General features: G+C 65.9%; 15 protein-coding genes and 1 pseudogene. 13 read left to right on the top strand and 3 right to left on the bottom strand.

Translation table 11 applies throughout. The annotated features are described in order from the left end of the window. Positions 1–107 precede the first annotated feature (107 nt). Positions 108–13,056 (bottom strand): annotated as a pseudogene (locus ACZ9C1_RS00755) (non-ribosomal peptide synthetase). 319 nt (positions 13,057–13,375) lie between these two features. Here ACZ9C1_RS00755 and ACZ9C1_RS00750 point away from each other — a divergent pair. Beyond that, positions 13,376–13,903, top strand: coding sequence for an RNA polymerase factor sigma-70 (locus tag ACZ9C1_RS00750; protein WP_046856458.1), 528 nt, complete (start codon positions 13,376–13,378; stop codon positions 13,901–13,903). A gap of 112 nt (positions 13,904–14,015) precedes the next feature. Here the strand turns inward: ACZ9C1_RS00750 and ACZ9C1_RS00745 are convergent, their stop codons facing one another. Then, entirely contained in the window at positions 14,016–14,816 is an 801-nt protein-coding gene (locus ACZ9C1_RS00745) for a substrate-binding periplasmic protein (RefSeq protein ID WP_102684965.1), read from the bottom strand. A 184-nt stretch (positions 14,817–15,000) separates the two neighbouring features. Between ACZ9C1_RS00745 and ACZ9C1_RS00740 the strand changes: the two genes are divergently transcribed. Next, positions 15,001–15,552: a 3'-5' exonuclease gene (locus ACZ9C1_RS00740; protein ID WP_476253391.1), complete on the top strand. Its 552-nt coding sequence runs from the start codon at positions 15,001–15,003 to the stop codon at positions 15,550–15,552. Between the two features lie 72 nt (positions 15,553–15,624). Beyond that, positions 15,625–15,909 (top strand): pyrimidine/purine nucleoside phosphorylase, encoded by a 285-nt coding sequence (gene ppnP / locus ACZ9C1_RS00735; RefSeq protein WP_038705716.1) that lies wholly within the window; start codon positions 15,625–15,627, stop codon positions 15,907–15,909. 143 nt (positions 15,910–16,052) lie between these two features. On the opposite strand, the gene ACZ9C1_RS00730 is transcribed toward ppnP, so the two are convergent. Beyond that, the gene (locus tag ACZ9C1_RS00730) at positions 16,053–16,745 is read right to left on the bottom strand and encodes an alpha/beta family hydrolase (RefSeq protein WP_102684971.1); all 693 of its coding nucleotides are present in this window, start codon (positions 16,743–16,745) and stop codon (positions 16,053–16,055) included. Between the two features lie 49 nt (positions 16,746–16,794). Here ACZ9C1_RS00730 and ccoN (ACZ9C1_RS00725) point away from each other — a divergent pair, with 49 nt between their 5' ends. The 10 genes from ccoN (ACZ9C1_RS00725) to ACZ9C1_RS00680 all read left to right on the top strand — a co-directional run bounded on the left by ccoN (ACZ9C1_RS00725) (position 16,795) and on the right by ACZ9C1_RS00680 (position 25,874). After that, positions 16,795–18,219, top strand: a complete 1,425-nt coding sequence (ccoN, locus tag ACZ9C1_RS00725) for a cytochrome-c oxidase, cbb3-type subunit I (RefSeq protein ID WP_050706570.1) — start codon at positions 16,795–16,797, stop codon at positions 18,217–18,219. Between the two features lie 13 nt (positions 18,220–18,232). Further along, the gene (gene ccoO / locus ACZ9C1_RS00720; protein ID WP_046856462.1) at positions 18,233–18,841 is read left to right on the top strand and encodes a cytochrome-c oxidase, cbb3-type subunit II; all 609 of its coding nucleotides are present in this window, start codon (positions 18,233–18,235) and stop codon (positions 18,839–18,841) included. Between the two features lie 5 nt (positions 18,842–18,846). Then, positions 18,847–19,041 carry a cbb3-type cytochrome oxidase subunit 3 gene (locus ACZ9C1_RS00715; protein ID WP_023632287.1) on the top strand — a complete coding sequence of 65 codons (195 nt, stop codon included), beginning with the start codon at positions 18,847–18,849 and terminating at the stop codon, positions 19,039–19,041. Further along, on the top strand, positions 19,038–19,979 hold the full coding sequence (gene ccoP, locus ACZ9C1_RS00710) for a cytochrome-c oxidase, cbb3-type subunit III (RefSeq protein WP_102684963.1): 942 nt from the start codon (positions 19,038–19,040) through the stop codon (positions 19,977–19,979). Before ACZ9C1_RS00715 ends, ccoP (ACZ9C1_RS00710) begins: the two co-directional genes overlap by 4 nt. A 434-nt stretch (positions 19,980–20,413) precedes the next feature. After that, positions 20,414–21,856, top strand: a complete 1,443-nt coding sequence (gene ccoN, locus ACZ9C1_RS00705; RefSeq protein ID WP_046856465.1) for a cytochrome-c oxidase, cbb3-type subunit I — start codon at positions 20,414–20,416, stop codon at positions 21,854–21,856. Further along, entirely contained in the window at positions 21,856–22,464 is a 609-nt protein-coding gene (gene ccoO, locus ACZ9C1_RS00700; RefSeq protein WP_023631369.1) for a cytochrome-c oxidase, cbb3-type subunit II, read from the top strand. Before ccoN (ACZ9C1_RS00705) ends, ccoO (ACZ9C1_RS00700) begins: the two co-directional genes overlap by 1 nt. Before the next feature lie 5 nt (positions 22,465–22,469). Further along, on the top strand, positions 22,470–22,661 hold the full coding sequence (locus ACZ9C1_RS00695) for a cbb3-type cytochrome oxidase subunit 3 (RefSeq protein ID WP_102684962.1): 192 nt from the start codon (positions 22,470–22,472) through the stop codon (positions 22,659–22,661). Next, positions 22,658–23,635, top strand: coding sequence for a cytochrome-c oxidase, cbb3-type subunit III (ccoP, locus tag ACZ9C1_RS00690; protein WP_367856636.1), 978 nt, complete (start codon positions 22,658–22,660; stop codon positions 23,633–23,635). Before ACZ9C1_RS00695 ends, ccoP (ACZ9C1_RS00690) begins: the two co-directional genes overlap by 4 nt. Positions 23,636–23,915: 280 nt before the next feature. After that, complete coding sequence (gene ccoG, locus ACZ9C1_RS00685; protein ID WP_139672498.1) at positions 23,916–25,331, top strand: cytochrome c oxidase accessory protein CcoG; 1,416 nt, start codon at positions 23,916–23,918, stop codon at positions 25,329–25,331. 15 nt (positions 25,332–25,346) lie between these two features. Beyond that, positions 25,347–25,874, top strand: coding sequence for a FixH family protein (locus tag ACZ9C1_RS00680; protein WP_102684959.1), 528 nt, complete (start codon positions 25,347–25,349; stop codon positions 25,872–25,874). Positions 25,875–25,890 lie beyond the last annotated feature (16 nt).

Raw genomic sequence — 25,890 nt, 5'->3', positions numbered from 1 at the left:
CAGCAAGGATAGGTTTTACAGGGTGGCCCGGCGCCACATCGCCGCGTCAGCGCAGGGTTTGCCTGATCCTGTGGGAGCAGGCAGGCCCCGCGCTGACGGCAATGAGGCTACAACGCCTCCAGCTCCGCCATCAGGTCGCTCAACCGATCGACCTTGGCGTCGTCCAGCGCGCTGTCCTGCAAGCCACGCACATAGTCCGCCAGCTCTTGCACCGTGCTGCACTCGAACATTGCCCGCAACGGCACGTTCAACTGCAGGGCCTTCTGCACCCGCGAGGCGATCTGCGTTGCCAGCAGCGAATGCCCGCCCAGCTCGAAGAAGTTGTCGCGCACGCCCACCCGCTCGGCCTTGAGCACATCGGCCCAGATGCCGGCGAGCGTCTCTTCAAGCTCATTGCGCGGCGCCAGGTAGGCCTGGCTGTGCTGGCCACCGATATCGATGGCAGGCAGCGCCTTGCGGTCGAGCTTGCCGTTGGCGTTGTGCGGCAGGCTGTCGAACCAGCCCCAGTGCAGCGGCACCATGTACTCCGGCAACTCGGCGCGCAGGCGCTGCTTGAGCTGGTCGAGCAGCGCGGCATCGGCACTGACGCCCTGGTGCGCCACCAGGTAGCCGACCAGGTGCTTGCCATTGACGCCCTCCTGCACGCCCACCGCCGCATCGCGCAGCTCCGGCTGTTCGTGCAGGCGCGCCTCGATCTCGCCCAGCTCGATGCGGTAGCCACGGATCTTGACCTGATGGTCGATGCGCCCGACGTATTCCAGCACGCCATCCGGACGGCGCCGCGCCAGGTCGCCGGTGCGGTACAGGCGCTCACCGGGGGCACCGTACGGGTGCGGGATGAACGCCTGGGCCGTGCGCAGCGGGTCGCCGACATAGCCACGGCCCACACCGGTACCAGCGACGCACAGCTCGCCCACCGCGCCCAGCGGCACCAGGGTCTGGTCTTCGCCGAGCAGGTACAGGCGGTTGTTGTCGGTCGGCGTGCCGATCGGCAGGTAGCTGCCCTGGGTCGAGGCGGCATCGACGCGGAAGAACGCCACGTCGTCCGAGCACTCCGCCGGGCCGTAGGCGTTGACCAGGCCGATGGCCGGGTAGCGCTGCAGCCACTGGGCGGCCAGCTCGGGCGGCATGGCCTCGCCGGTCGGCAGCATCCAGCGCAGCCCATCGAGGGCCTGGTGATCGTTGGCCAGCATGCCCTGGATCAGCGACGGCACACTCTCCAGCACTGTGATGCCGGTGGCCTGCACATGGCTCAGCAGGCCTTGCGGATCATGGGCGATGGCGTTCGGCACGATCTCCACACGGGCACCGAACAACGGCGCGGCGAGGAACTGCCACACCGAGATGTCGAAGCTCTGCGAGGCGGTCTGGGCGATCACGTCCTGCTCGTCCAGGGCCAGGTACGGCACCTTGCTCAGCTGGTTGTTGAGCATGCCGCGCTGCTCGACCATCACGCCCTTGGGCAGTCCGGTGGAACCGGAGGTGTAGATCACATAGGCAAGGTTGTCCGGCGCGCTGTGGATGCCAAGGTTATGGCTGGCCACGTTGCCTGCCTGCACGTCTTCCCAGACCAGCAGCTTCGGCCGCGCCGTGCCCGCTACCTCATCGAGCAGCTGGCGCGCCTGCTCGGCGCAGGCCGCGCTGCACACCAGCACTGGCGTGCGGCTGAGCTCGACGATACGTTGCAGGCGCGCTGCAGGCAGGCCCGGATCCAGCGGCAGGTAGCCAGCGCCGGCCTTGAAGCTGCCGACGATCATGCCCAGCAGCGCCAGGCCGCGCTCGGCCAGCAACGCCACCGGTTGGTCGATGGCCACGCCAGCCGCAACCAAAGCATGACCAAGCCGGTTGGCCGCCACGTTCAGGCCCGCATAGTCGTATGCGGCCCGCCTCGCAACGGGCGACGGTGCGCTGCGGATGCGCGGCCACCCGTGCCTCGAACAGCTCGATGTAGCTCTGCTCCAGCGCATAGGCATGGTCGGTGCGGTTGCAGTCCTCGAGCAGGAAGCGTTGTTCGTCGGCCCCCAGCAGCGGCAGCTCGCCGACCTCGCCGTCGAAGCCCTCGACCAGCGCCAGCAGCAGGCGCTTGAATTCGGCGAGCAGGCGCTCGACGGTCGGGTAGTCGAAGTAGCGCTGGTCGAACGACAGGTGCAGGCCCAGGTCATCGCCCGGGTAGCACACCGCGGTCAGCGGGAAGTTGGTGTGGGTCCGGCCCGAGTCGGAGCTGGCGTCCAGGTGCTGGGCGTGGTCGAGCACCGCAGTTTCCACCGGGGCGTTCTCGAACACGAACAGGCTGTCGAACAACGGCTGGCCCTTGGGCAGTTCGCTGCATTCCTGGATCGCCACCAGCGGCAGGTACTCGTACTCACGCAACTGCATGTTGCGATCGAGCAAGCCTTGCAGCCACTGGCGCACGCTGCTGCGCTCGCCCGGCTGCGGCAACTGCACGCGCAGGGCGATGCTGTTGATGAACAGGCCGACCGTGCGCTGCATCTGCGGCAGGCTCACCGGACGCCCGGCCACGGTGACGCCGAACACCACGTCGCGCTCGCCGCTGTAACGGGCCAGGGTCAGCGCCCAGGCCGCCTGGGCGAAGGTGTTGACCGTCAGTTGGTGGGCCTGGGCCAGATCACGCAGGCGGGCGCCCTCGCTCACTTGCAGGCGGGTGTAGCAGTCACCCACGACCATGCCGTCTCCGGCGTGGTCATGGCGCAGCGGACGGTCGCTGGGGATCGCCGTGGCGCGCTCGAAGCCGGCCAGGTTGGCCTGCCACCACTGGCGCGCCTCGTCGAGGTCCTGGCGCTGCAGCCAGCCGATGTAGTCGCGGTAGCGCGGCGGCACCGGCAACTGGGCCTGGCGCCCTTCGCCCAGGGCCTGGTAGATCTCGAAGAAGTCGTTCATCAGCAGCGAGCGGCACCAGGCATCGATGAGGATGTGGTGGTTGCTCATCATGAACCAGTAACGCGCATCGTCCACACGTACCAGGCGCAGGTGAAACGGTGCTTCGCGCAGCAGCTCGAAGCCGGCCTCGCGCTCCTCCTTGTGCAACGCTTGCAGGCGCGCTTCCTGGGTGTGCTCGTCGAGGCCGCGCCAGTCCTGATAGTCCACCGCGGTCTTGCCGGGTTTGTGGATGATCTGCAGCATCGCTTCGCCGGCGTTCCAGCTGAACGAGGCGCGCAACGCCTCATGGCGCGCAACCACCGCCTGCCAGGCCCGGGCGAAGCGCTCGGGATCTAGGGCGCTGTTGATGCGGTAGCGGTCCTGCATGTAGTAGATGCCGGTGCCCGGCTCGAGCAGGGTGTGCAGCAGCAGGCCTTCCTGCATCGGCGTCAGCGGGTAGACGTCCTCGATCTCGGCGGCCGGGATCGGCAGCGCGTCGATCTGCTCCTGAGTCAGTTGCGCCAGCGGGAAGTCCGAGGGGGTGAAGCTGCCGTTGCCGTCCGCCAGGCAGTGGGCGACCAAGGCCAGCAGCTCCTGGCGATAGGCCTCGGCCAGACGGGCGATGGTCGCCTCGTCATAGCGCTCGGCACTGAAGCTCCAGCGCAGTTGCAGCGCGCCGCCGTAGACCTGGCCATCGACGCTCAGCCAGTTCGGCAGCGGCGCATCCAGGTCATGGGCCAGGCCCGCCGGGGCATCCAGCGGCTGGAACAGTGCCGCCTGGTCGAACTGCTGGTCGAACTGGCCGAGGTAGTTGAAGGTGATCCGGGCCTGGGGCAAGGCGACCATGCGCTCACGCCCGGCCTCGTCGGCCAGGTAGCGCAGCACACCGTAGCCCTGGCCTTTGTGCGGTACCTGGCGCAGTTGTTCCTTGATGCGCTTGATCGACGCGGCGCGGCCAACTTCGCCCTCAGCCATTACGGGGCTCAGGCTCAGTGGGTAGGCGTTGGTGAACCAGCCGACGCTGCGGGTCAGGTCCATGTCCTCGAACAGACCATCGCGGCCATGGCCTTCCAGCTGCACCAATACTTGTTGGTCGCCGCTCCACTGGCACAGGGTACGGGCCAGGGCAGTCAGCAGCAGGTCGTTGACCTGGGTGTGATAGGCCGCCGGCGCCTGTTGCAGCAGCTGGCGGGTCTGCTCGACGTCCAGCTCGATGGCGATGCTGCGGGCATTACGGTGCAGGTTGTCGCCCTGGGGGTGGTCGCAGGGCAGTTCACGACGGGCGTTGCCCAGTTGCGCTTCCCACCAGCCCAGCTCGTCGCGCAGCGAGTCGCTGCCGGCATAGCTGGCCAGGCGCGCCGCCCAGTCACCCATGGCATGGGTCTTGGCGGCCAGGGTTTCACCGCGGTACAGCGCCTGCAGGTCTTCCAGCAGGACGCGCCAGGACACGCCGTCGACTACCAGGTGATGGATCGCCAACAGCAGGCGCTGGGCGCCCTGGTCATCGCTGACCAGCAAGGCGCGCAGCAGCGGCCCCTCGGCAAGGTCGAGGCTGCGCTGCACATCGGTATAGAACGCCTGGCAGTCCTCGAAATCGCTCACCGTCGCGGTCCATAGCAACGGCTGGGTGCTCGGCTGGGCGTACTCGGCCTGCCAGCGGCCGTTGGCCTGACGGAAGCGCAGGCGCAGGCTGTCGTGGTGTTGCACCAGCGCGGCCAAAGCCCGCTCCAGCGCCTCGGCCTGCAACGGCTGGCGCACACCGAGCAGCACCGCCTGGTTCCAGTGCTGCGGTTGCGGCACTTCGCTGTCGAAGAACCAGTGTTGGATCGGCGTCAGGCCGGTGCGTCCCTGACGTGCGCCCTGCTCGATCGCGCTCGGCGCCTCGCTGCGGGTCACCACGGCCGCCAGGGTCTGGATGGTCTGGTGCTGGAACAGGTCACGCGGGGTGAACTGCAGCCCCAGCTGGCGGGCACGGCTGACCACCTGAATCGACAGGATCGAGTCGCCGCCCAGTTCGAAGAAGTTGTCCTGCACGCCGATGCGGGGCAGGTTGAGCACCTCGCGCCAGATCTGCGCGAGTTGGCCTTCCAGCTCATTGGCCGGCGCCTGGTAATGCTGGCGCGCCTGCTCCAGATCCGGGGCCGGCAACGCGCGGCGGTCGAGCTTGCCGTTGCCCATCAGCGGCAGGCTGTCGAGCAGCACCAGGTGCGCCGGCACCATGTAGTCGGGCAGGTGCTGGCGGGCATCGGCCTTGACCGCCTCGCGCAGCAGGGCCTGGGCCTCGCCGTCGGCGCTGGCCTGCGGGCACACCAGGTAACCCACCAGCTGCTTGCCGCCCGGCAGGTCGAGGGCCAGGACTACCGCTTCCTCGACGTCGGCGTGCTCCTGCAGGCGGCTCTCGATCTCACCCAGTTCGATACGGAAGCCACGGATCTTCACCTGCTGGTCGGCACGGCCGACATACTCCACCAGGCCATCGGCGCGCAGGCGCACCAGATCGCCGGTACGGTATAGGCGACCGCCAGCATGGCTGAACGGGTCCGCGACGAAACGCTCAGCGCTCAGGCCCGGACGGTCGTGATACCCCTGGGCCAGGCCGGCACCGCCGACGTAAAGCTCACCGATGCCGCCTTGCGGCAGCAGCGCCAGGTCCTCGTCAAGGATATAGGCGGTGCGGGCACCGATGACCCGGCCGATCGGCACGCTGCCGGCGTCGACCGGTATCTGCTCCGGCGCCAGGCAGGCCAGCGGCATCACCACCGTTTCGGTCGGGCCGTAGGCATTGAAGAACTGTTGCGGCGCAAAGGCCTGACGGATGCGTTGCAGGTGCTCGCCGGTCAAGGCCTCGCCACCGGTGATCACCAGGCGCACCGGCAATTGCTCGCCCTGCCCGGCCAGGTACTGGGCCAGCTGGCTGCCGTAGCTCGGGGTGAAACCGAGCACGCTGACTTGCTGCTCGCGCACCAGCTGGCAGATTTCCTCGGCGCCCCACTGCCCTTGGGCACGCAACACCACGCGGGCACCGCACAGCAGCGGCACCAGCAGGCGCTCGCTGGCGGCGTCGAAGTTGATCGAATAGAAGTGCAGCTCGCAGTCGTCGCTGCGCATGCCGAACTCGGCGATCACCGCCTTGCAGTGCATGGCGATTTCACCATGACTGACCACCACGCCCTTGGGCTTGCCTGTGGAGCCGGAGGTGTAGATCAGGTAGGCCTGGTGCTGCGGCAGGTTGAGGTTGTCCAGGGCGGCGTCGCTGTAGGCGGACAGGCTCGCGGCATCGTCCTCCAGGCTCCAGCGGGCAACGCCCGGCGGCAGTTCGCCCAGGGTGTCGAGCAACGCCCGCTGGCCGATCAGCAGGCCCAGGCGGCTGTCCTCGATCATGTAGCGCAGGCGATCGAGCGGGTATTCCGGGTCCAGCGGCACGTAGGCGCCACCGGCCTTGAGGATGGCCAGCAGGCCGACCACCATCTCCAGCGATCGCTCCAGCGCCAGGCCCACCCGCACCTGCGGGCCGACGCCGCGCTCGCGCAAGGCCCGGGCCAGGCGGTTGGCCTGCTGGTCGAGTTCGGCGTAGCTCAGGTGCTGGCCGGCGAAGGTCAGGGCCAGGGCCTGCGGGGTGCGCTCAGCCTGGGCAGCGAACAGCCCGTGCAGGGTCTGGTCCAGCGCGAAGTCCTGCTCGCCCTGCAGCTGGCCGATCAGCACCTGCTGCTCGGCTTCAGCCAGCATCGGCAGTTCGCACAGGCGCTGCTGCGGATCGTCGATCAGCGCCACCAGCAACTGCTGCCAGTGCTCGGCCATGCGCGCGATGCGCGGCTCATCGAACAGGTCGCGGCTGTAGGTAAAGCAGCAGCCCAGGCGGCCGTCGAGGTCGGTGACCTCCAGGTACAGGTCGAACTTGGTGGCGCTGGCGTCGTTGACCAGGTAGTCCACCTGCATGCCCACCAGCTCACGGCTCTGCTGGAAGGCCCAGCGCTGCACGTTGCACATCACCTGGAACAGCGGGTTGTAGGCGCTCGAACGCGGCGGCTGCAGGGCTTCGACCAACTGCTCGAACGGCAGGTCCTGGTGCGACTGGCCATCGATGATGGTCTGGCGCACCTGGTCGAGCAACGCGCCGGCGCTCATTTGCCCGTCCAGTTCGCAACGCAGCACCTGGGTGTTGAGGAAGGCGCCGATCAGCCCCTCGCTTTCCGGGCGGATGCGGTTGGCCACCGGCGCGCCGATGCGCAGGTCGCGCTGGCCGCTGTAGCGGTGCAGCAACGCGGCCAGGGTGGCGGTCATGGTCATGAACAGGGTCAGGCCGCGCTGGCTGTTGAAGGCATGCACGCGTTTGACCAACGCCGGATCCAGGTCGAAGCGGTACAGCTCGCCGCGGTGGCTCTGCACCGCCGGGCGTGGGCGGTCGGCGGGCAATGCCAGCACCGGATGCTCATCGCCCAGGCGGTCCTTCCAGTAAGCCAGCTGGCGATCGCCCTCGCCGCTTTCCAGCCACTGGCGCTGCCACACGCTGTAATCGAGGTACTGCACCGGCAGCGGCGCCAGCGGCGACTCGCGCTCGTCGACGAAGGCCTCGTACAGCTCGCCCAGTTCGCGGGCGAAGATGTCCATGGCCCAGCCTTCGGTGACGATATGGTGCAGGGTCAGGACGAAGTAATGCTCGCGCTCGCCGGCCTTGACCAGGCAGGCGCGCAGCAATGGACCGCGCTCCAGGTCGAACGGCTGGTGCGCCTGGTCGTCGGCCAGTTGTTGCAGGCGTTGCTGGCGGGCCTCGTCGGCCAGGGTGCTGAAGTCATCCCAGTGCAGTTGCACGTGGCTGTCATCGGCCACGCACTGGTAAGGCTTGCCGTCGATGCTGGGGAAGGTGGTGCGCAGGGTTTCGTGACGCACGATCAACGCCTGCAAGGCGCGCTCGAAGGCGTCCACATGCAGCGCGCCCTGGAAGCGGGCCATGCCGCCGACGTTGTAGGCGGGGCTGTGCGGATCCATCTGCCAGAGGAACCACATGCGCTGCTGCGAGTACGACAGCGGCACCGCCTGGCGGCGGTCGACACGGGCGATGGCGCCTTGCAGGTTGCGTGCGCCGCAGCCCCGCAGACGGGCAATCTCGGCGCAGAACGCGCCCAGCTCGCTGGCCTCGAACAAGGCCTTGAGCGGCAACTCGACATCCAGCGCCTGGCGGGTGCGCGAGACGATCTGGGTGGCCAGCAGCGAGTGGCCGCCGAGGGCGAAGAAGTCATCCTGCAAGCCGACCTGCGGCCGGCCCAGCACTTCGCGCCAGATCGCCGCGACCTGTTGTTGCAACGCGCTTTGCGGCTCGACATGTTCACGTTGCTGCCAGACCGGGGCCGGCAGCGCCTTGCGATCGACCTTGCCGCTCGGCCCCAGGGGCAGCTGCGCAAGATGGATGAGTTGTGCCGGCACCATGTAGGCCGGCAGGCGCTCGGCCAATGCGGCCAGCAGCGCCTCGGTCTGCTCGACACCACTGTAGTAGCCCACCAGCTGGGCACCGACGGCATCCTTGTGGATCAGCACCAGTGCTTGGGCGACACCCGGCTCGGCCAGCAGCACCGCCTGCACCTCCTCCGGCTCGACGCGGAAGCCGCGCACCTTGACCTGCTGGTCGAGGCGCCCCAGGTACTCCAGGGCCTGGCTCGGCACATGCCAGCGGGCGCGGTCGCCGCTGCGGTACAGCCGTGCGCCGTCGCCATCGGGCTGCGGCACGAAGCGCTCGGCGGTCAGCCCCGGGCGGCCGAGGTAGCCGCGGGCCAGGCCCGCGCCCCCCAGGCACAGCTCGCCGGGCACGCCCGGCGCGGTCAACTCGAACTCATCGTCCAGCACCCGGCACAGCACGTTGCCCAGCGGGCGACCAATGGGCGAGCGCTCGCCGTCATTCGCCTGGCAGCGCCAGTGGGTGACGTTGATCGCGGTTTCGGTCGGGCCGTAGCGGTTGTGCAGTTGAGCCTGTGGCAGCAGTTGCAGCACGCGGTCACGCAAGGCCGCGGACAGCGCCTCGCCACCGGAGAACAACCGGCGCAGGCTGGTGCAGCCGGCGGCCAACGGCTCCTGGACGAACACCTGCAGCAACGGCGGTACGAAGTGCAGCGTGGTCACCGCGTGTTGCTGGATCAGCTGGGCGATGCGCTGCGGATCGCGATGTTCGCCGGGGCCGGCCAGGACCAGCTTGCAACCGGTGAGCAGCGGCCAGAAGCACTCCCACACCGACACGTCGAAGCTGATCGGCGCCTTCTGCATCAGCACGTCGCTGTCATCCAGCGCATAGCTGGCCTGCATCCACTGCAGGCGCTCGGCCAGCGCGGCATGGGTATTGCCTACGCCCTTGGGCTGGCCGGTGGAACCGGAGGTGTAGATCACATAGGCCAAGTTGTCGCCGTGCAGGTGCAAGCCGGGGGCCTGGCTTGGCCAGCTGTCCAGGTGCAGCTGGTCGAGGGCGATGGCGCTCACGCCTTCGACCTGCGGCAGTTTGTCGAGCAGGCTGCTGTGGCTGAGCAGCAGGCCGGCCTGGCAATCACCGAGCATGTAGGCCAGGCGCTCGGCCGGGTAGTCGGTATCCAGCGGCACGTAGGCGCCACCGGCCTTGAGAATGGCCAGCAGGCCGACCAGCAGCTGCGGCGAACGCTCCAGGGCAATCGCCACGCAAGTGTCCGGACCGACGCCCTTGTCGCGCAGGTAGTGCGCCAGGCGGTTGGCCTGCTGGTGCAGTTCGGCATAGCTCAGCTGACCACCCTCCCACACCAGCGCGGTGCGTTCGGGGGTCATGCGGGCCTGTTCATTGAGTTGCTCGACCAGCAGGCGCGGCGCGCTCGCCATGGGCGCCTGGCCCCACTCGAGCAGTTGCGTCTGGCTGTGCTCGTCGAGCAGGCGCACCTCGCCGAGGGGCAACTGCGGCTCGGCGCAGACCTGCTCGAGCAAGGCCAGCAGATGGCTGGCCAGGCGTTTGACGGTGGCCGCCTCGAACAATCCGGCGGCGTAGTCGAAGGCCAGCGTCAGGCGGCCCTGGTGGTCTTCCTCGCTGTGCAACTGCAGGTCGAACTTGGCTTCGCGGCTGTGCCAGGGCAGCTCTTCGGCCAGCACGCCGGGCAGGCGGCGCAACGCCGACAGGTCGCGTTGCTGGTGATTGAACATGACCTGGAACAGACCCTGTTCACGGGCCTGCGGCAGCGCCTCGAGCAGTTGCTCGAAGGGCAGGTCCTGATGGGCCTGGGCCTCGACTGTGACCTGGCGTGCCTGGGCCAGCAGCCCGGCGAACGGCAGACGGCCGTCGAGCTCGGCGCGCAGCACCTGGGTGTTGATGAAAAAACCGACCATGCCCTGGGTTTCCAGGCGCGGACGGTTGGCATTGGGCACGCCGATACGGATATCGCCTTGGCCGCTGTAGCGGTGCAGCAGGGCCTGCCAGCCGGCCAGCAGGACCATGAACAGGCTGGCCTGCTGGTCGCGGGCCAGATCCTTGAGGGCGCTGGTCAGCGCCGCAGGCACCTTGAGCGTGTGGCGCGCGGCAAGGCTGTGCTGCCGGCTGGCGCGGGGCTGGTCGGTACACAGGTCGAGCACCGGCAGTTCATCACCCAGCTTGTTCTTCCAGTAGTCGAGCTGGCGGGCGCTTTCGCCATCGGCCAGCCACTGGCGCTGCCACTGGCCGTAGTCGGCGTAGCCCAGCGTCAGTTCGGGCAGTTGCACAGCCTGGCCCTGGGCCGCGTACAGACGGGCGAACTCATCCAGCAGGATGTTCAGCGACCAGCCGTCGGCGACGATGTGGTGCAGGGTCACCCACAGCTGGTGCTCTTCGTCGTCCAGGCGGGCCAGGGTCACCCGCAGGAGCGGACCCTGGCGCAGATCGAACGGCTGCTGCGCCTCATCCTCGCGGCGCGCGGCCACCTCGGCGGGAGACTGCCCTTCGAGCTCCAGATGACGCAGGGTGAACGCCTGGCTCGGCAGGATGCGTTGCACGGCCTGGCCGTCGACTTCGTCGAACAGCGTGCGCAAGGATTCATGGCGTGCCACCAGAGCCTGGAAGCTGGCCTGCAGCGCCGCGACATCCAGCTCGCCGCGCAGGTGCAGGCCAGCGGGGATGTTGTAGGCGGCGGACTGCGGCTCCAGTTGCCACAACAGCCACAGGCGGTTCTGTGCCAGCGACTGCGGCAGGGCCTGGTCGCGAGCCTGGGTTTCGATGGTGCCGGCGGCGCTGCCACCTTCGGCGAGCACGGCCGCCACGGCGGCGCTGTACTCGGCCAGGGTCGGTGCCTCGAACAGGGTACGCAGGCTGAGCTGGATGCCCAGTTCGTCACCCAGGCGCGCGGTTACCTGGGTGGCCGCGATGGAGTTGCCACCCAGCAGCAGGAAGTGGTCGTCCGCCGCCACCGCCTCGACCTTGAGCAGTTCACGCCAGATACCCGCGATCCGTGCCTGCAGGTCGTCACCGGCCACGCCATTGCCCTGCTCCGTTTGCGCCGTCGGGAACCGCGCATAGATATCCAGGCTGCTGTCGTTCATGCGCAGGCGGCAGGCCGAGCGCTGCAGCTTGCCGCTGGAGGTCTTGGGCAAGGCACCCGGGTTGAGCAGCAACACCACGGCCGGCGCCTGGCGGCAGGCATCGGCAATGACCCGGCGCAGGGTATTGATCAGCGCCTCGGGCGTGTGCGCCTTCTGCACATTGCGGCTGATCTCCACCGCCACGCCGATGCCCTCCTCGCCCTGGTCGTCGACGGCGAACACCGCCACCCGGCCCTTGCGCAGCACCTCGACCTCACGCTCCAGGGTCTTTTCCAAGTCTTGTGGGTAGAGGTTCTGGCCACGGACGATGAGCATGTCCTTCAGGCGCCCGGTGACAAACACCTCGCCGTCGCGCATGAAGCCCAGGTCGCCGGTGCGCAGCCAGGTCTGGCCGTCCATCTCGACGAAGGTGCGGGCGCTGGCCTCGGGGTTGCGCCAGTACCCCAGGGCGATGCTCGGGCCGCCGGCCCAGATCTCGCCCACCTGATTGTCAGCCAGCACCTGCAGTTGCTGCGGCTCGACGATACGCACCGCATGGCCCGGCTGCGGATAGCCGCAGCTCATCAGCACGCTGCCCCGGCCCGGTTCGGCACGGTTGGCGGCGAAGGCCCTGGCATCCAGTTCCAGGGCGCCGATGCCTTGGCCACGGCGGCTGCCGCTGACGAACAGAGTGGCCTCGGCCAGGCCGTAGCTGGCGAAGAAGCTGCTGGCGTCGAAGCCACAGGCGGCAAATTTTTCGGCGAAGGTGTCGAGGCTGTCCTGGCGGATCGGCTCGGAACCGGAATAGGCCACGCGCCAGCGGCTCAGGTCCAGGCCGGCGAGTGCCGCCTCGCTGACGCGCTCGCTGCACAGTCGGTAGGCGAAGTCCGGGCCACCGCTGATGGTGCCGCCGTAGTCGCTGATTGCCTGCAGCCAGCGCAGCGGTCGGGCGAGGAAGTAACCCGGCGACATCAATACGCAAGGCACGCCGCTGAAGATCGGCTGCAGCAGGCCACCGATCAGGCCCATGTCGTGGTACAGCGGCAGCCAGCTGACGATCACGTCGTCCGGGTTCAGGTCGATGCCGAATCCCTGGCGGATCAGCTGTTCGTTGGCCACCAGGTTGCCGTGGCTGACCTGCACACCCTTGGGCAACGCGGTGGAGCCGGAGGTGTATTGCAGGAAGGCGATGTCTCTGCCTTCCAGCCTCGGTTCGCGCCACTGCGCGGCCAGTTGCGAATCCAGGCGGTCCACGGCCAGCAGGCTCGGAGCGTTGGCCCCGGCCAGGGCCTCGAGGCCCTGCAAACTGTCACACAGCGCCTCTACCGTCAGCAGCAGGCGCGGCTCGGCGTCGTCGATGATCGACAGCAAGCGTTCCTGATGGTGCTGGCGCGAAGACTCCGGCGGGTAGGCCGGCACGGCGATCACCCCGGCGTACAAGCAGCCGAAGAACGCCGCGACATAGTCCGGCCCACTAGGGAACAGCAGTACCGCACGCTCGCCGAACCCGGCTCGCGCCTGCAACGCCGCGGCGATGGTCCGCGCACGCTGGTCGAGGTCCCGATAACTGAGCACCGCCTGCTCGCCGGGCGCGTCAGCGAGGAAGCGCAAGGCGATGCGCTCCGGGGTCTGGGCGGCGCGTTGCGCCAGGGCCTGGACCAGCGAGTGCGGGAGTTCGAAGGCGTCCGTCATGGAATGTTCCTGCCAGTGTCTGGGTGAGTCGCGCCTGACTGGCCCGCGCACGACAGGCGGGCAGTGTTCGGCAGCCGAGATGTACACAGGGGAACGGATGGGCGGGGGAAGAAATTAGGACCGTCGGGAAGGCTGGAAAGGCCGGACGTAGAGGCAAATGTTGAAGCGTTTCACAGGTTGAAGCTTAGAACCAAAATGGATAGAAACTCATTAACTTTCGTATTTGACAATCATTATCATTACGAATAGTTTGTCGCACGTCGTAGGAAGCCTCCTCCAGAGGTGCGCTCCCTCTCCTCTCTGAGACAAGGTGATTTCCATGGCGGAACAACTATCCACAAGTAAGTGCGATTCACCATTACTCCAGGCATTCGTCGACAACCGCAGCATCCTGGTCAAGATCGCAGCCCGCATCACCGGCTGCCGCTCCCGCGCCGAGGATGTGGTGCAGGATGCCTTCTTCAGGCTCAGCGCCGCCCCGCAGATCACCTCATCGTTCAAGGCCCAGCTCAGCTACCTGTTCCAGATCGTGCGCAACCTGGCCATCGATCACTACCGCAAGCAGGCCATGGAACTCAGGTACTCCGGCAGCGAGGAGGAAGGGATGAACGTGGTCATCCAGAACGCCTCGCCCGAGGCCACCCATATCAACCTCGCTACCTTGGAACACATTGCCGACGCCCTCGACGAACTGCCCAAACGCACCCGCTACGCCTTCGAGATGTACCGCCTGCATGGCGTACCGCAGAAGGATATCGCCAAGGAGCTGGGGGTCTCGCCGACGCTGGTCAACTTCATGATCCGCGATGCGCTGATCCATTGCCGCAAGAGCAGCCGCCTGGGCTGAGGCCGTCATCGCGGGGCAAGCCCGCTCCAACAGGGGCGTGTTTGCCGTGGGCACTGCAACAGCCTGCCCGCTCCCTACTGAATACGCGACAGCCTTGCCGAAATTTAGGCTCCTAGTCGTGCGGCGCTTCGACGGTGATCTGGTAAGGCTGGAAGATCCGCAGCAGCTCGCCGTTTTCCCGCAGCTGGCGCAACAGGCTGGCGAACGCCTCGGGGCTGATGGACGCCCCTGGGCGCAGCAGCGCGTAGTGATGGTAGACCTGGTCGACCCGTTGCGAGGCCAGCAACTGGCCGGCACTGTCCGGGTTGCGCCTGAGAAAATCGCTGAGGTACGAACGGGTGACCAGGGCGATGTCCGCACGCCCACGCTCGACCATGTTCAGGTTGCTGTCGTGGGAATAGGTCAGGGTCGCCCTGTAGCGTTTCTTCAACCAGGCCGGGTCCGGGTTGAAATCGGCGAAAGCGTAGTGGTAGCCATTGAACAGCGCCAGGCGCTTGCCTTCGAGATCGTCGAAGTAGTGCTGGTCACGCCCGGCCTGCTGACGGCTGACGAACACCTCGGCATCTTCCAGCCCCATGTCCACGGTCTTGTGGGCAATCTCCTGCCAGCCCCACTGCGGGTTCTCGAAGATCGCCATGTCGGTGCGGCCTTGCTGGAAGTCGCCAAAGCGCCGGGGAATCGAGGTGGGCACCAGGACGAAACGGTGCCGGGACTGCAAACGGTTCAACGCCTCGACCAATTGCGGCAGCAAACCGGTATCGGCACCCTGTTCGGGGCGCACGGTATACGGGGGAAAGTGCGCCGCCCCGATCTTCACTTCCAGCACCTCGTCTGCCCGCGCCGCACCACCCAGCGCTACCGCAACGAACAACAGCAGGGAAGAGGAAATCTTGACGCTGGGCAGTGGGATCAAGTCGAGACACTCATCACGGGTAGGGGCCTGAATGCGCCTAAACTAGGCGTTTTCCCACATGGGCACAACCGCCGAATATGCCAAAGTGCCAGGGGATGCCGTGGCTCTCGACTTTGGCTACGCTCTACCGGCCGGCCCGCTCAGATCAGCGCGCCGGCCTTTGTGCATTGAAGGGGAGCCTGGCATGGGCCACTGGTTGGTGATCGACCTGGAAGCCACCACCGACGACGGCGGCTGGCCGGTCACGGAGATGGAAATCATTGAAATCGGCGCAAGCCTGGTTACCCGCGAAGGGCGCGAGGTCGATCACTTCCAGCGTTTCGTGCGCCCCAGGCGGCGGCCGCAGTTGACGCCATTCTGCTGCGAACTGACCCACATCACCCAGGCCGACGTCGATGGCGCGGAGAAATTCGACCGGGTCTGGCGCCAGTTCGAACAGTGGCTGCAGCCGCACCAGGCACAGTTGCAGGCGTGGGTCAGCTGGGGCGACTACGACCGCAAGCAGCTGCTGCAGGAATGGCAACTGCACCATGTGCGCAGCCTGCTGGAACAACTGCCGCACATCAACCTCAAGCAACGCTTCGCCAAGGCCCGCCACCTGCAGCGCCCGGCGGGCCTGAACAGCGCCTTGCAACTGGCCGGCCTGCAGTTTTCCGGGCAGCAGCACCGAGCCCTGGAAGACGCCCGCAACACCGCCCGCCTGCTGCCCTTGAGCCTGCCGCCGGACACGGCCTGAAACAGATGACGCTGGGGCGGGCCTTGGGCATACTGGCCAGCCTTTTTTCATTGCTTTTTCAGGAGTCGCCCGATGTTCAAGGTCAATGAGTACTTCGATGGCACCGTCAAGTCGATCGCCTTCGAAGGCAAGGAAGGTCCAGCCACCGTGGGCGTGATGGCCCCGGGCGAGTACGAGTTCGGCACCGCCAAGCGCGAAATCATGCACGTGGTCTCCGGCGCCCTGAGCGTGAAGCTGCCAGGTAGCGACAACTGGGAAACCTTCAATGCTGGCGACAAGTTCAACGTGGCCGCCGACAGCAAGTTTCAGCTGAAGGTGGCCGTGGACACTGCCTACCTGTGCGAGTACCGCGACTAAGCACCAACCTGTAACGGCCTCATCGCCGGCAAGCCGGCTCCCACAGGGACGGCGCTTGGCTTGAGGGCAGCGTGGTCGGAGTGGGAGCCGGCTTGTCGTGGCGACGAACCGCGGCGATGGGCTGCAAAGCAGCCCCAAGCGGCCTAGACCTTGAGAAACGCCGCCACCCGCTCCGCCGCCGCCTGCATATGCTGCTCATGGCTGAACCCCGACGCCTTCAGCGGCTTCAGATCATGGTCCGCCGCCGCCAGCCAGCTCACCTCGATCGCCGGCGATAGCGCATACCCCTCGACCGCCTCGCGATTGCCCAGGGCATCCCGCTCGCCCTGCACGATCAGCGTGCGTGTGCGCAGGCCTGCAAGATGCTCCACGCGAGGTTTCTCCGGCTTGCCAACGGCATAGAACGGATACCCCAGGCACACCAGCGCATCGGCGCCCAGTTCATCAGCCAACAGGCTGGCCATGCGCCCTCCCATGGACTTTCCACCTATGGCCAACGGGCCTGCGGCTAAACGCCGCACCTGTTCGTATACAGTCCGCCAGGACTCCAGCAACACCTTCTGCGGATTGGGCGGCCGCTTGCCGCCGTTCAACCGTCGTTCGGCCATGTAGGGAAACTCGAAGCGCACCACCCCTACCCCTTGCCCCGCCAGCCTTTGCGCCATGTCCTCCATGAACCCGCTGTCCATCGGCGCACCGGCGCCGTGGGCCAGGATCAGGCAGCCGCAAACGCCGCGATCCGCCGGAATTTGCGGAGGATCGCAGCGCAAGCCTGGGACATTTCCGATCTTCGCCCATTGATCCCCGTCAATACCGGCACTTTGCCCATTAATCATGCTTGCCTCGCTGTCTAGCCTGCCTATAACCGTGGATGGGAACCCATACATGAACACAACCAGCAGTACCGCCTACAACTATCAGGTGGTCCGCCAATTCGCCATCATGACGGTGGTGTGGGGCATCGTCGGGATGGGGCTCGGCGTCTTCATTGCCGCCCAGCTCGCCTGGCCCGCCTTCAACCTTGACCTGCCGTGGACCAGCTTCGGCCGCCTGCGACCCTTGCATACCAACGCGGTGATCTTCGCCTTCGGTGGCTGTGCCCTGTTCGCCACCTCGTATTATTCGGTGCAACGCACCTGCCAGACCACCCTGTTCGCACCGCGCTTGGCCGCGTTCACCTTCTGGGGCTGGCAACTGGTGATCCTGCTGGCGGCCATCAGCCTGCCGCTGGGCTACACCAGCACCAAGGAGTACGCCGAACTGGAGTGGCCGATCGACATCCTGATCACCATCGTCTGGGTCGCCTATGCCGTGGTGTTCTTCGGTACGCTGATGAAGCGCAACACCAAGCATATCTATGTCGGCAACTGGTTCTTCGGCGCCTTCATCCTGACCGTGGCGATCCTGCATATCGTCAACAACCTGGAAGTACCGGTCAGCCTGACCAAGTCCTACTCGCTGTACGCCGGCGCCACCGATGCCATGGTGCAGTGGTGGTACGGCCATAACGCCGTGGGCTTCTTCCTCACCGCCGGCTTCCTGGGGATGATGTACTACTACGTGCCCAAGCAGGCCGAACGTCCGGTGTATTCGTATCGCCTGTCGATCGTGCACTTCTGGGCGCTGATCACCCTGTACATCTGGGCAGGCCCGCACCACCTGCACTACACCGCGCTGCCGGACTGGGCGCAGTCGCTGGGCATGATCATGTCGCTGATCCTCCTGGCACCGAGCTGGGGCGGCATGATCAACGGCATGATGACCCTCTCGGGCGCCTGGCATAAGCTGCGCAGCGACCCGATCCTGCGCTTCCTGGTCGTCTCGCTGGCGTTCTACGGCATGTCCACCTTCGAAGGCCCGATGATGGCCATCAAGACGGTCAACGCCCTGTCCCACTACACCGACTGGACCATCGGCCACGTCCACGCCGGCGCGCTCGGCTGGGTGGCGATGATCTCCATCGGCGCGCTGTACCACACCATCCCGAAAGTGTTCGGCAAGGAGCGCATGTACAGCCTCGGGCTGATCAACGCGCACTTCTGGCTGGCCACTATTGGCACCGTGCTCTACATCGCCTCGATGTGGGTCAACGGCATCGCCCAGGGCCTGATGTGGCGCGCGGTCAACAGCGACGGCACGCTGACCTACTCGTTCGTCGAAACCCTGGTGGCCAGCCACCCAGGCTTCGTCGTGCGCTTCGTCGGCGGCGTGATCTTCCTCAGCGGCATGTTCCTGATGGCCTGGAACACCTGGCGCACCGTGCGTGCCCCGGCTGCCGAGCAAGCCACCGCCAACGCCCAGCTGGCTTGAGGAGTAGAGCCTGATGAAACACGAAGTCGTTGAGAAAAACATAGGCCTGATGGCCCTGCTGATGGTGTTCGCCGTCAGCATCGGCGGCCTGACCCAGATCGTCCCGCTGTTCTTTCAGGACGTGACCAACAAGCCGGTCGAAGGCATGAAGCCCTACACCGCCCTGCAGCTCGAAGGCCGCGACATCTACATCCGCGAAGGCTGCGTCGGCTGCCACTCGCAGATGGTCCGGCCGTTCCGCGCCGAAACCGAGCGCTACGGCCACTACTCGGTGGCCGGCGAAAGCGTCTGGGACCACCCGTTCCTGTGGGGCTCCAAGCGCACCGGCCCGGACCTGGCTCGAGTCGGCGGGCGCTACTCGGACGACTGGCACCGTGCGCACCTGTACAACCCACGCAACGTGGTGCCTGAGTCGAAGATGCCGTCCTACCCGTGGCTGGTGTCCTCGCAGGTCGACAACAGCCACACCGACGTCAAGATGCGCGTCCTGCGCAACCTGGGCGTGCCGTACACCGACGACGACATCGCCGGTGCCAAGGACGCGGTCAAGGGCAAGACCGAGATGGACGCGCTGGTCGCCTACCTGCAGGTGCTCGGCACCGCGATCAAGAACAAGAGGTGAGTGCGATGGAAATGGACATCGGCATGATCCGCGGCCTGGGCACTTTGGTGGTGATGATCGCCTTCATCGGCTTGTCGCTCTGGGTGTTCAACCGCCGCCGCGACCGTGATTTCGCCGAAGCGCGCCTGCTGCCCTTCGTCGACGACCGCCTGCCCCCCGCCGGGCAGGAACCTGCTGCAATGAGGAGTACCCGGCAATGACCACCTTCTGGAGTACGTACATCAGCGTACTGACCATCGGCAGCCTGATCGGCCTGACTTGGCTGCTGCTCGGCACCCGCAAGGGCCAGAGCAGCGACACCACCGACCAGACCATGGGCCACAGCTTCGATGGCATCGAGGAGTACGACAACCCGCTGCCGAAATGGTGGTTCTGGCTGTTCGTCGGCACCCTGGTATTCTCGGTCGGTTACCTGATCCTCTACCCGGGCCTGGGCAACTGGAAAGGCATCCTGCCCGGCTACGAGAACGGCTGGACCCAGGTGGACGAGTGGCAGAAAGAGATGGACAAGGCTGACGCCAAGTTCGGCCCGATCTTCGCCAAGTATGCCGCCATGCCGGTGGAGGAAGTGGCCAAGGACCCGCAGGCGCTGAAGATGGGCAGCCGGCTGTTCGCCTCCAACTGCTCGGTGTGCCACGGCTCCGACGCCAAGGGCTCGTACGGTTTCCCCAACCTGACCGACAAGGACTGGCGCTGGGGCGGCGAGCCGGAGACCATCAAGGCCTCGATCATGAACGGCCGCCACGGCGTGATGCCGGGCTGGGCCACGGTGATCGGCGAGCAGGGCGTGGCGGATGTCGCCGCGTTCGTGCTGACCAACCTCGATGGCCGCAGCCTGCCGGAAGGCGTCAAGGCCGACCCGGCCAAGGGCCAGGAGATCTTCGCCAGCAATTGCGTGGCCTGCCACGGCCCCGCAGGCAAGGGCACCCCAGCCATGGGCGCACCCGACCTGACCCACCCGCAGGCGTTCATCTACGGCTCGAGCTTCGCCCAGCTGCAGCAGACCATCCGCTACGGCCGCCAGGGCCAGATGCCGGCGCAGCAGGATATCCAGGGCAATGACAAGGTCCACCTGCTGGCGGCCTATGTCTACAGCCTGTCGCAGGATGAAGTGCCGGAAACCGTAACCGCCAAGTAAGCAAGCGCAACCCCCCTGTGGGAGCAAGACCGCTCCCACAGGCCCGCTCTACCCTCCCCGCCTTGCACCCCCTCCGAACACAACTAAGCTTGTTGCCACAGTGGCTCCGCTCGCAGCGACCGGAACAGACGTGGTGCACAGCCTGACATCACGCATCCAACCTGGACGCTCGAGCCTGCGGCTTTGGGATGTGCCTTGCGTGCCCGCCCCAAGAACAAAAGCTTGACCGAACGATCAGAAAAACATGGAAAACGGTACACATTACAAATATTTATTTGTGTACAATCGTTCAGCCCCCAACGCCACGGGACGGTGGCGAAAAGGGCCTGGACACGGGTCGGCGTACACAACTTGCGTTGCCATAACCCTGGTGGTTATCAATACTGGCGCCGATTTACCAACCAACAAGAACACCCAAACCGTGGAACCTTAGAATGAGCACTGCAATCAGTCCGACTGCTTATAACTATAAGGTCGTCCGCCAGTTCGCCATCATGACGGTGGTCTGGGGGATCCTTGGCATGGGGCTCGGCGTCTTCATCGCCTCGCAACTGGTATGGCCCCAGCTCAACCTGGACCTGCCATGGACGAGCTTCGGCCGCCTGCGCCCGCTGCACACCAACCTGGTGATTTTCGCCTTCGGTGGCTGTGCCCTGTTCGGCACCAGCTACTACGTGGTGCAGCGCACCTGCCAGACCCGCCTGATCTCCGACAGCATGGCCGCCTTCACCTTCTGGGGTTGGCAGGCGGTGATCGTCGGCGCGCTGATCACCCTGCCGATGGGCTTCACCACCACCAAGGAATACGCCGAGCTCGAGTGGCCGCTGGCGATCCTGCTGGCCATCGTCTGGGTCACCTACGCCCTGGTGTTCTTCGGCACCATCGTCAAGCGCAAGACCAAGCACATCTATGTCGGCAACTGGTTCTACGGCGCCTTCATCGTGGTCACCGCGATGCTGCACATCGTCAACCACATCTCGCTGCCGGTGAGCCTGTTCAAGTCCTACTCGGCCTACGCCGGGGCCACCGACGCGATGATCCAGTGGTGGTACGGCCACAACGCCGTGGGCTTCTTCCTCACCACCGGTTTCCTGGGGATGATGTACTACTTCGTGCCCAAGCAGGCCGAACGGCCGATTTACTCCTATCGCCTGTCGATCGTGCACTTCTGGGCGCTGATCACCCTGTACATCTGGGCCGGCCCCCACCACCTGCACTACACCGCGCTGCCGGACTGGGCGCAGTCGCTGGGCATGGTGATGTCGATCATCCTCCTGGCGCCGAGCTGGGGCGGCATGATCAACGGCATGATGACCCTGTCGGGCGCCTGGCATAAGCTGCGCACCGACCCGATCCTGCGCTTCCTCGTGGTGTCGCTGGCGTTCTACGGCATGTCCACCTTCGAAGGCCCGATGATGGCCATCAAGACGGTCAACTCGCTGTCGCACTACACCGACTGGACCATCGGCCACGTCCACGCCGGCGCCCTCGGCTGGGTGGCGATGATCTCGATCGGCGCGGTCTACCACATGATCCCGAAACTCTACGGCCGCCAGCAGATGCACAGTGTCGGGCTGATCAACGCGCACTTCTGGCTGGCGACCATCGGCACCGTGCTGTACATCGCCTCGATGTGGGTCAACGGCATCACCCAGGGCCTGATGTGGCGCGCCATCAACGACGACGGCACCCTCACCTACTCCTTCGTTGAAGCCCTGCAGGCCAGCCACCCGGGCTTCATCGTTCGCGCCCTGGGCGGTGCGTTCTTCGCCTCCGGCATGCTGCTGATGGCCTACAACGTGTACCGCACCGTGCGCGCCGCCAACCCGGTGGAGGCTGAGGAAGCCACCAAGATCGTCGTCGTGGGAGCCCACTGATGAAGCATGAAGCAGTCGAGAAGAACATTGGCCTGATGGCCTTCTTCATGGTCATCGCCGTCAGCGTCGGCGGCCTGACCCAGATCGTCCCGCTGTTCTTCCAGGACGTCACCAACAAGCCGGTCGAGGGCATGAAGCCACGCACCGCGCTGGAGCTCGAAGGCCGCGACATCTACATCCGCGAAGGCTGCGTCGGCTGCCACTCGCAGATGATCCGCCCGTTCCGCGCCGAAACCGAGCGCTACGGCCACTACTCGGTAGCCGGTGAAAGCGTGTGGGACCACCCGTTCCTGTGGGGCTCCAAGCGCACCGGCCCGGACCTGGCCCGGGTCGGCGGGCGCTACTCGGACGACTGGCACCGTGCGCACCTGTACAACCCGCGCAACGTGGTGCCGGAGTCGAAGATGCCGTCGTACCCGTGGCTGGTCGAGCACAAGCTCGACGGCAAGGACACCGCCAAGAAGATGGAAGTGCTGCGCACCCTGGGCACCCCCTACACCGATGAAGACATCGCCGGCGCCGCCGACGCGGTCAAGGGCAAGACCGAGATGGACGCCCTGGTCGCGTACCTGCAAGGCCTTGGCACCCTCATCAAGAGCAAACGGTGACCGTGATGGATATCGGGATGATTCGCGGCCTGGGCACCGTCGTGGTGCTGGTGGCCTTCGTGGGCCTGGCGCTGTGGGTGTTCAGCCCGCGGCGCAAGAAGGAGTTCGACGAGGCAACGCAATTGCCGTTCGCGGACGATCCCGAAGCCACCCGTCACGTCGAGCAAGCACAAGCTTCTAGGAGCAAACAACAATGACAACCTTCTGGAGTCTGTACGTCACCGTCCTGACCCTGGGCACCATCTTCGCCTTGACCTGGCTGCTGCTGTCGACCCGCCGGGGCCAGCGCGAGGAAATCACCGACGAAGTCGTCGGGCACGCCTTCGACGGCATCGAGGAGTACGACAACCCCCTGCCGAAATGGTGGTTCTGGCTGTTCGTCGGCACCGTCGTCTTCGCCCTCGGCTACCTGGTGCTCTACCCAGGCCTGGGCAACTGGAAAGGCATCCTGCCGGGATACGCCTACGTCGACAACGAAAAGAAGACCGAGTTTTCCAACGGCCAGGCCGGCTGGACCGGCGTGCACGAGTGGGAAAAGGAAATGGCCAAGGCCGACGCCCGCTTCGGGCCGATCTTCGCCAGGTTCGCCGCCATGCCGGTGGAGGAAGTGGCCAAGGATCCGCAGGCACTGAAGATGGGCGCGCGCCTGTTCGCCTCCAACTGCTCGGTATGCCACGGTTCCGATGCCCGCGGCGCCTACGGCTTCCCCAACCTGACCGACAACGACTGGCGCTGGGGGGGTGAGCCGGAGACCATCAAGACCACCATCATGAACGGTCGTCATGGCGTGATGCCGGGCTGGGCCACGGTCATCGGCGAACAGGGCGTGGCGGATGTGGCGGCCTTCGTGCTGACCAACCTCGACGGTCGCAAGCTGCCCGAGGACGCCAAGGCCGACCCGGCCAAGGGCAAGGAAATCTTCGCCACCAACTGCGTGGCCTGCCACGGCCCCGAAGGCAAGGGCACCCCGGCGATGGGCGCGCCCAACCTGACCCACCCGCAAGCGTTCATCTACGGTTCGAGCTTCGCCCAGTTGCAACAGACCATCCGCTATGGTCGCCAGGGCCAGATGCCGGCCCAGGCGCAGATGCAGGGCAACGACAAGGTGCATCTGCTGGCGGCGTACGTGTATAGCCTGTCGCATCAGGCGGAACCGGCCGCAACCGAGTAAGACAGGCCCGGCCCCTCGCGGATGAATCCGCTCCTACGCGCCCCTGTAGGAGCGGATTCATCCGCGATGAGGCCCGCAAACTCAGCACAAGCTGACCTGAATCAATTGACACCCGCCATAACACGATTCACACCACGAACCCAACGCGACTAAGTGTCGCAGTGCGCCCCGCATGCGCTATCACAGGCGTATCATGGGCCGCAGAGCGCTAGCAGAACGCGCGAGACTGCGGCCGGCACGCACTGGCCGCGGCATTTCTCCACTGCCGTGGGACTTGATGATGAGCAAGCAAATTCCGGTACATGACGTCACCCCGCCTGCCAGCAAAGGGAAGGATTCCGTCGATCTCTACGCCTCGCGCGAAAAAATCTATACCCGCGCCTTCACCGGCATTTTCCGCAGGTTGCGGATGGTCGGTGGCGCGGTATTGTTCCTGCTGTATTTCGGCACCGTCTGGCTGAACTGGGGCGGCCACCAGGCCGTGTGGTGGAACCTGCCCGAGCGCAAGTTCTACATCTTCGGCGCCACCATCTGGCCCCAGGACTTCATCCTGCTTTCGGGCATCCTCATCGTCGCCGCCTTCGGCCTGTTCTTCATCACCGTGTACGCCGGCCGGGTCTGGTGCGGCTACACCTGCCCGCAGAGCGTGTGGACATGGGTGTTCATGTGGTGCGAGAAAGTCACCGAAGGCGACCGCAACCAGCGCATGAAGCTGGACAAGGCGCCCATGAGCGCCAACAAGTTCCTGCGCAAGCTGGCCAAGCACAGCCTGTGGCTGTTGATCGGCTTCGTCACCGGCATGACCTTCGTCGGCTACTTCTCGCCGATCCGCGAACTGGCGATCGAGTTCTTCACCGGCCAAGCCGATGGCTGGGCCTACTTCTGGGTCGGCTTCTTCACCCTGGCCACCTACGGCAACGCCGGCTGGCTGCGCGAGCAGGTGTGCATCTACATGTGCCCGTACGCGCGCTTCCAGAGCGTGATGTTCGACAAGGACACCCTGATCGTTTCCTACGACCCGCGCCGCGGCGAAACCCGCGGCCCGCGCAAGAAGGACATCGACTACAAGGCCAAGGGTTTGGGCGACTGCATCGACTGCACCATGTGCGTGCAAGTCTGCCCCACCGGCATCGACATCCGCGACGGCCTTCAGATCGAGTGCATCGGCTGCGCCGCCTGCATCGACGCCTGCGACAGCATCATGGACAAGATGAACTACCCCAAGGGCCTGATCAGCTACACCACCGAGCACAACCTGTCCGGGCAGAAGACCCACATGCTGCGCCCGCGCCTGATCGGCTATGCCCTGGTGCTGCTGGTGATGATCGGCGCTCTGGTCACCGCCTTCGCCACCCGTTCGCTGGTGGGCTTCGACGTGGCCAAGGACCGCGTGCTGTACCGCGAGAACGCACAAGGCCGGATCGAGAACGTCTACAGCCTCAAGGTGATGAACAAGGACCAGCGCGACCACGTCTACGTGCTCGACGCCGCCGGCCTGCCCGACCTCAAGCTCGAAGGCCAACGCGAGATCCGCGTGGCCGCCGGCGATATCGTCAACCTGCCGGTGCAGTTGTCGGTCGCACCGGAGCAGCTGCCCTCGACCACCAACGAAATCACCTTCATCCTCAAGGACGCTGACGACAGCGCCAGCCAGGTTGAAGCCAAGAGCCGCTTCATCGGCCCACAGATCCGCTGAAAGAGAACCTAGACAATGCCTGCCGCCACCGCCGCCAGCCCCTGGTACAAGCACCTCTGGCCCTGGATCATCATCGGCATCCTGGCCACCTCGGTGTGCCTGAGCCTGACCATGGTCAGCATCGCCGTGCGCAACCCGGACAACCTGGTCAACGACAACTACTACGAGGCCGGCAAGGGTATCAACCGTTCGCTGGACCGCGAGCTGCTGGCCCAGACCCTCAACCTCAAGGCCAGCGTGCACCTGGACGAGCTGACCGGCGAGGTCGAAGTGCGCCTGACCGGCAACAGCGACCCGCAGGCGCTGGAGCTGAACCTGATCTCGCCGACCCAGCCGGCCAAGGACCGCAAGGTGCAGCTGGCACGCACCGAGCCAGGCCGCTATGTCGGCCAGCTGGACGACAAGGTCGACGGCCGGCGCTTCGTCGAGCTGCTCGGCAGCCAGGACGACCATGTGTGGCGGTTGTTCGAGGAGGAGAAGGTCGAGCATGGGGTGACCTTGCAGCTGGGCGATGAAGCCATTCAAGGGGCCGAGCACCAGTAACAGCGACACACCACAC

Source organism: Pseudomonas sp. TE21435, from assembly GCF_056279265.1.
Note: the sequence above shows the minus strand (reverse complement) of the source record. Positions and strands in the feature narration are given on the sequence as shown.

Excerpts from the sequence above, each read along its gene's own strand:
- ACZ9C1_RS00750 (WP_046856458.1), top strand. The coding sequence starts at position 13,376 with ATGGCGGAACAACTATCCACAAGTAAGTGCGATTCACCATTACTCCAG.
- ACZ9C1_RS00740 (WP_476253391.1), top strand. The coding sequence starts at position 15,001 with ATGGGCCACTGGTTGGTGATCGACCTGGAAGCCACCACCGACGACGGC.
- ppnP (WP_038705716.1), top strand. The coding sequence starts at position 15,625 with ATGTTCAAGGTCAATGAGTACTTCGATGGCACCGTCAAGTCGATCGCC.
- ACZ9C1_RS00730 (WP_102684971.1), bottom strand. The coding sequence starts at position 16,745 with ATGATTAATGGGCAAAGTGCCGGTATTGACGGGGATCAATGGGCGAAG.
- ccoN (WP_050706570.1), top strand. The coding sequence starts at position 16,795 with ATGAACACAACCAGCAGTACCGCCTACAACTATCAGGTGGTCCGCCAA.
- ccoO (WP_046856462.1), top strand. The coding sequence starts at position 18,233 with ATGAAACACGAAGTCGTTGAGAAAAACATAGGCCTGATGGCCCTGCTG.
- ACZ9C1_RS00715 (WP_023632287.1), top strand. The coding sequence starts at position 18,847 with ATGGAAATGGACATCGGCATGATCCGCGGCCTGGGCACTTTGGTGGTG.
- ccoP (WP_102684963.1), top strand. The coding sequence starts at position 19,038 with ATGACCACCTTCTGGAGTACGTACATCAGCGTACTGACCATCGGCAGC.
- ccoN (WP_046856465.1), top strand. The coding sequence starts at position 20,414 with ATGAGCACTGCAATCAGTCCGACTGCTTATAACTATAAGGTCGTCCGC.
- ccoO (WP_023631369.1), top strand. The coding sequence starts at position 21,856 with ATGAAGCATGAAGCAGTCGAGAAGAACATTGGCCTGATGGCCTTCTTC.
- ACZ9C1_RS00695 (WP_102684962.1), top strand. The coding sequence starts at position 22,470 with ATGGATATCGGGATGATTCGCGGCCTGGGCACCGTCGTGGTGCTGGTG.
- ccoP (WP_367856636.1), top strand. The coding sequence starts at position 22,658 with ATGACAACCTTCTGGAGTCTGTACGTCACCGTCCTGACCCTGGGCACC.
- ccoG (WP_139672498.1), top strand. The coding sequence starts at position 23,916 with ATGAGCAAGCAAATTCCGGTACATGACGTCACCCCGCCTGCCAGCAAA.
- ACZ9C1_RS00680 (WP_102684959.1), top strand. The coding sequence starts at position 25,347 with ATGCCTGCCGCCACCGCCGCCAGCCCCTGGTACAAGCACCTCTGGCCC.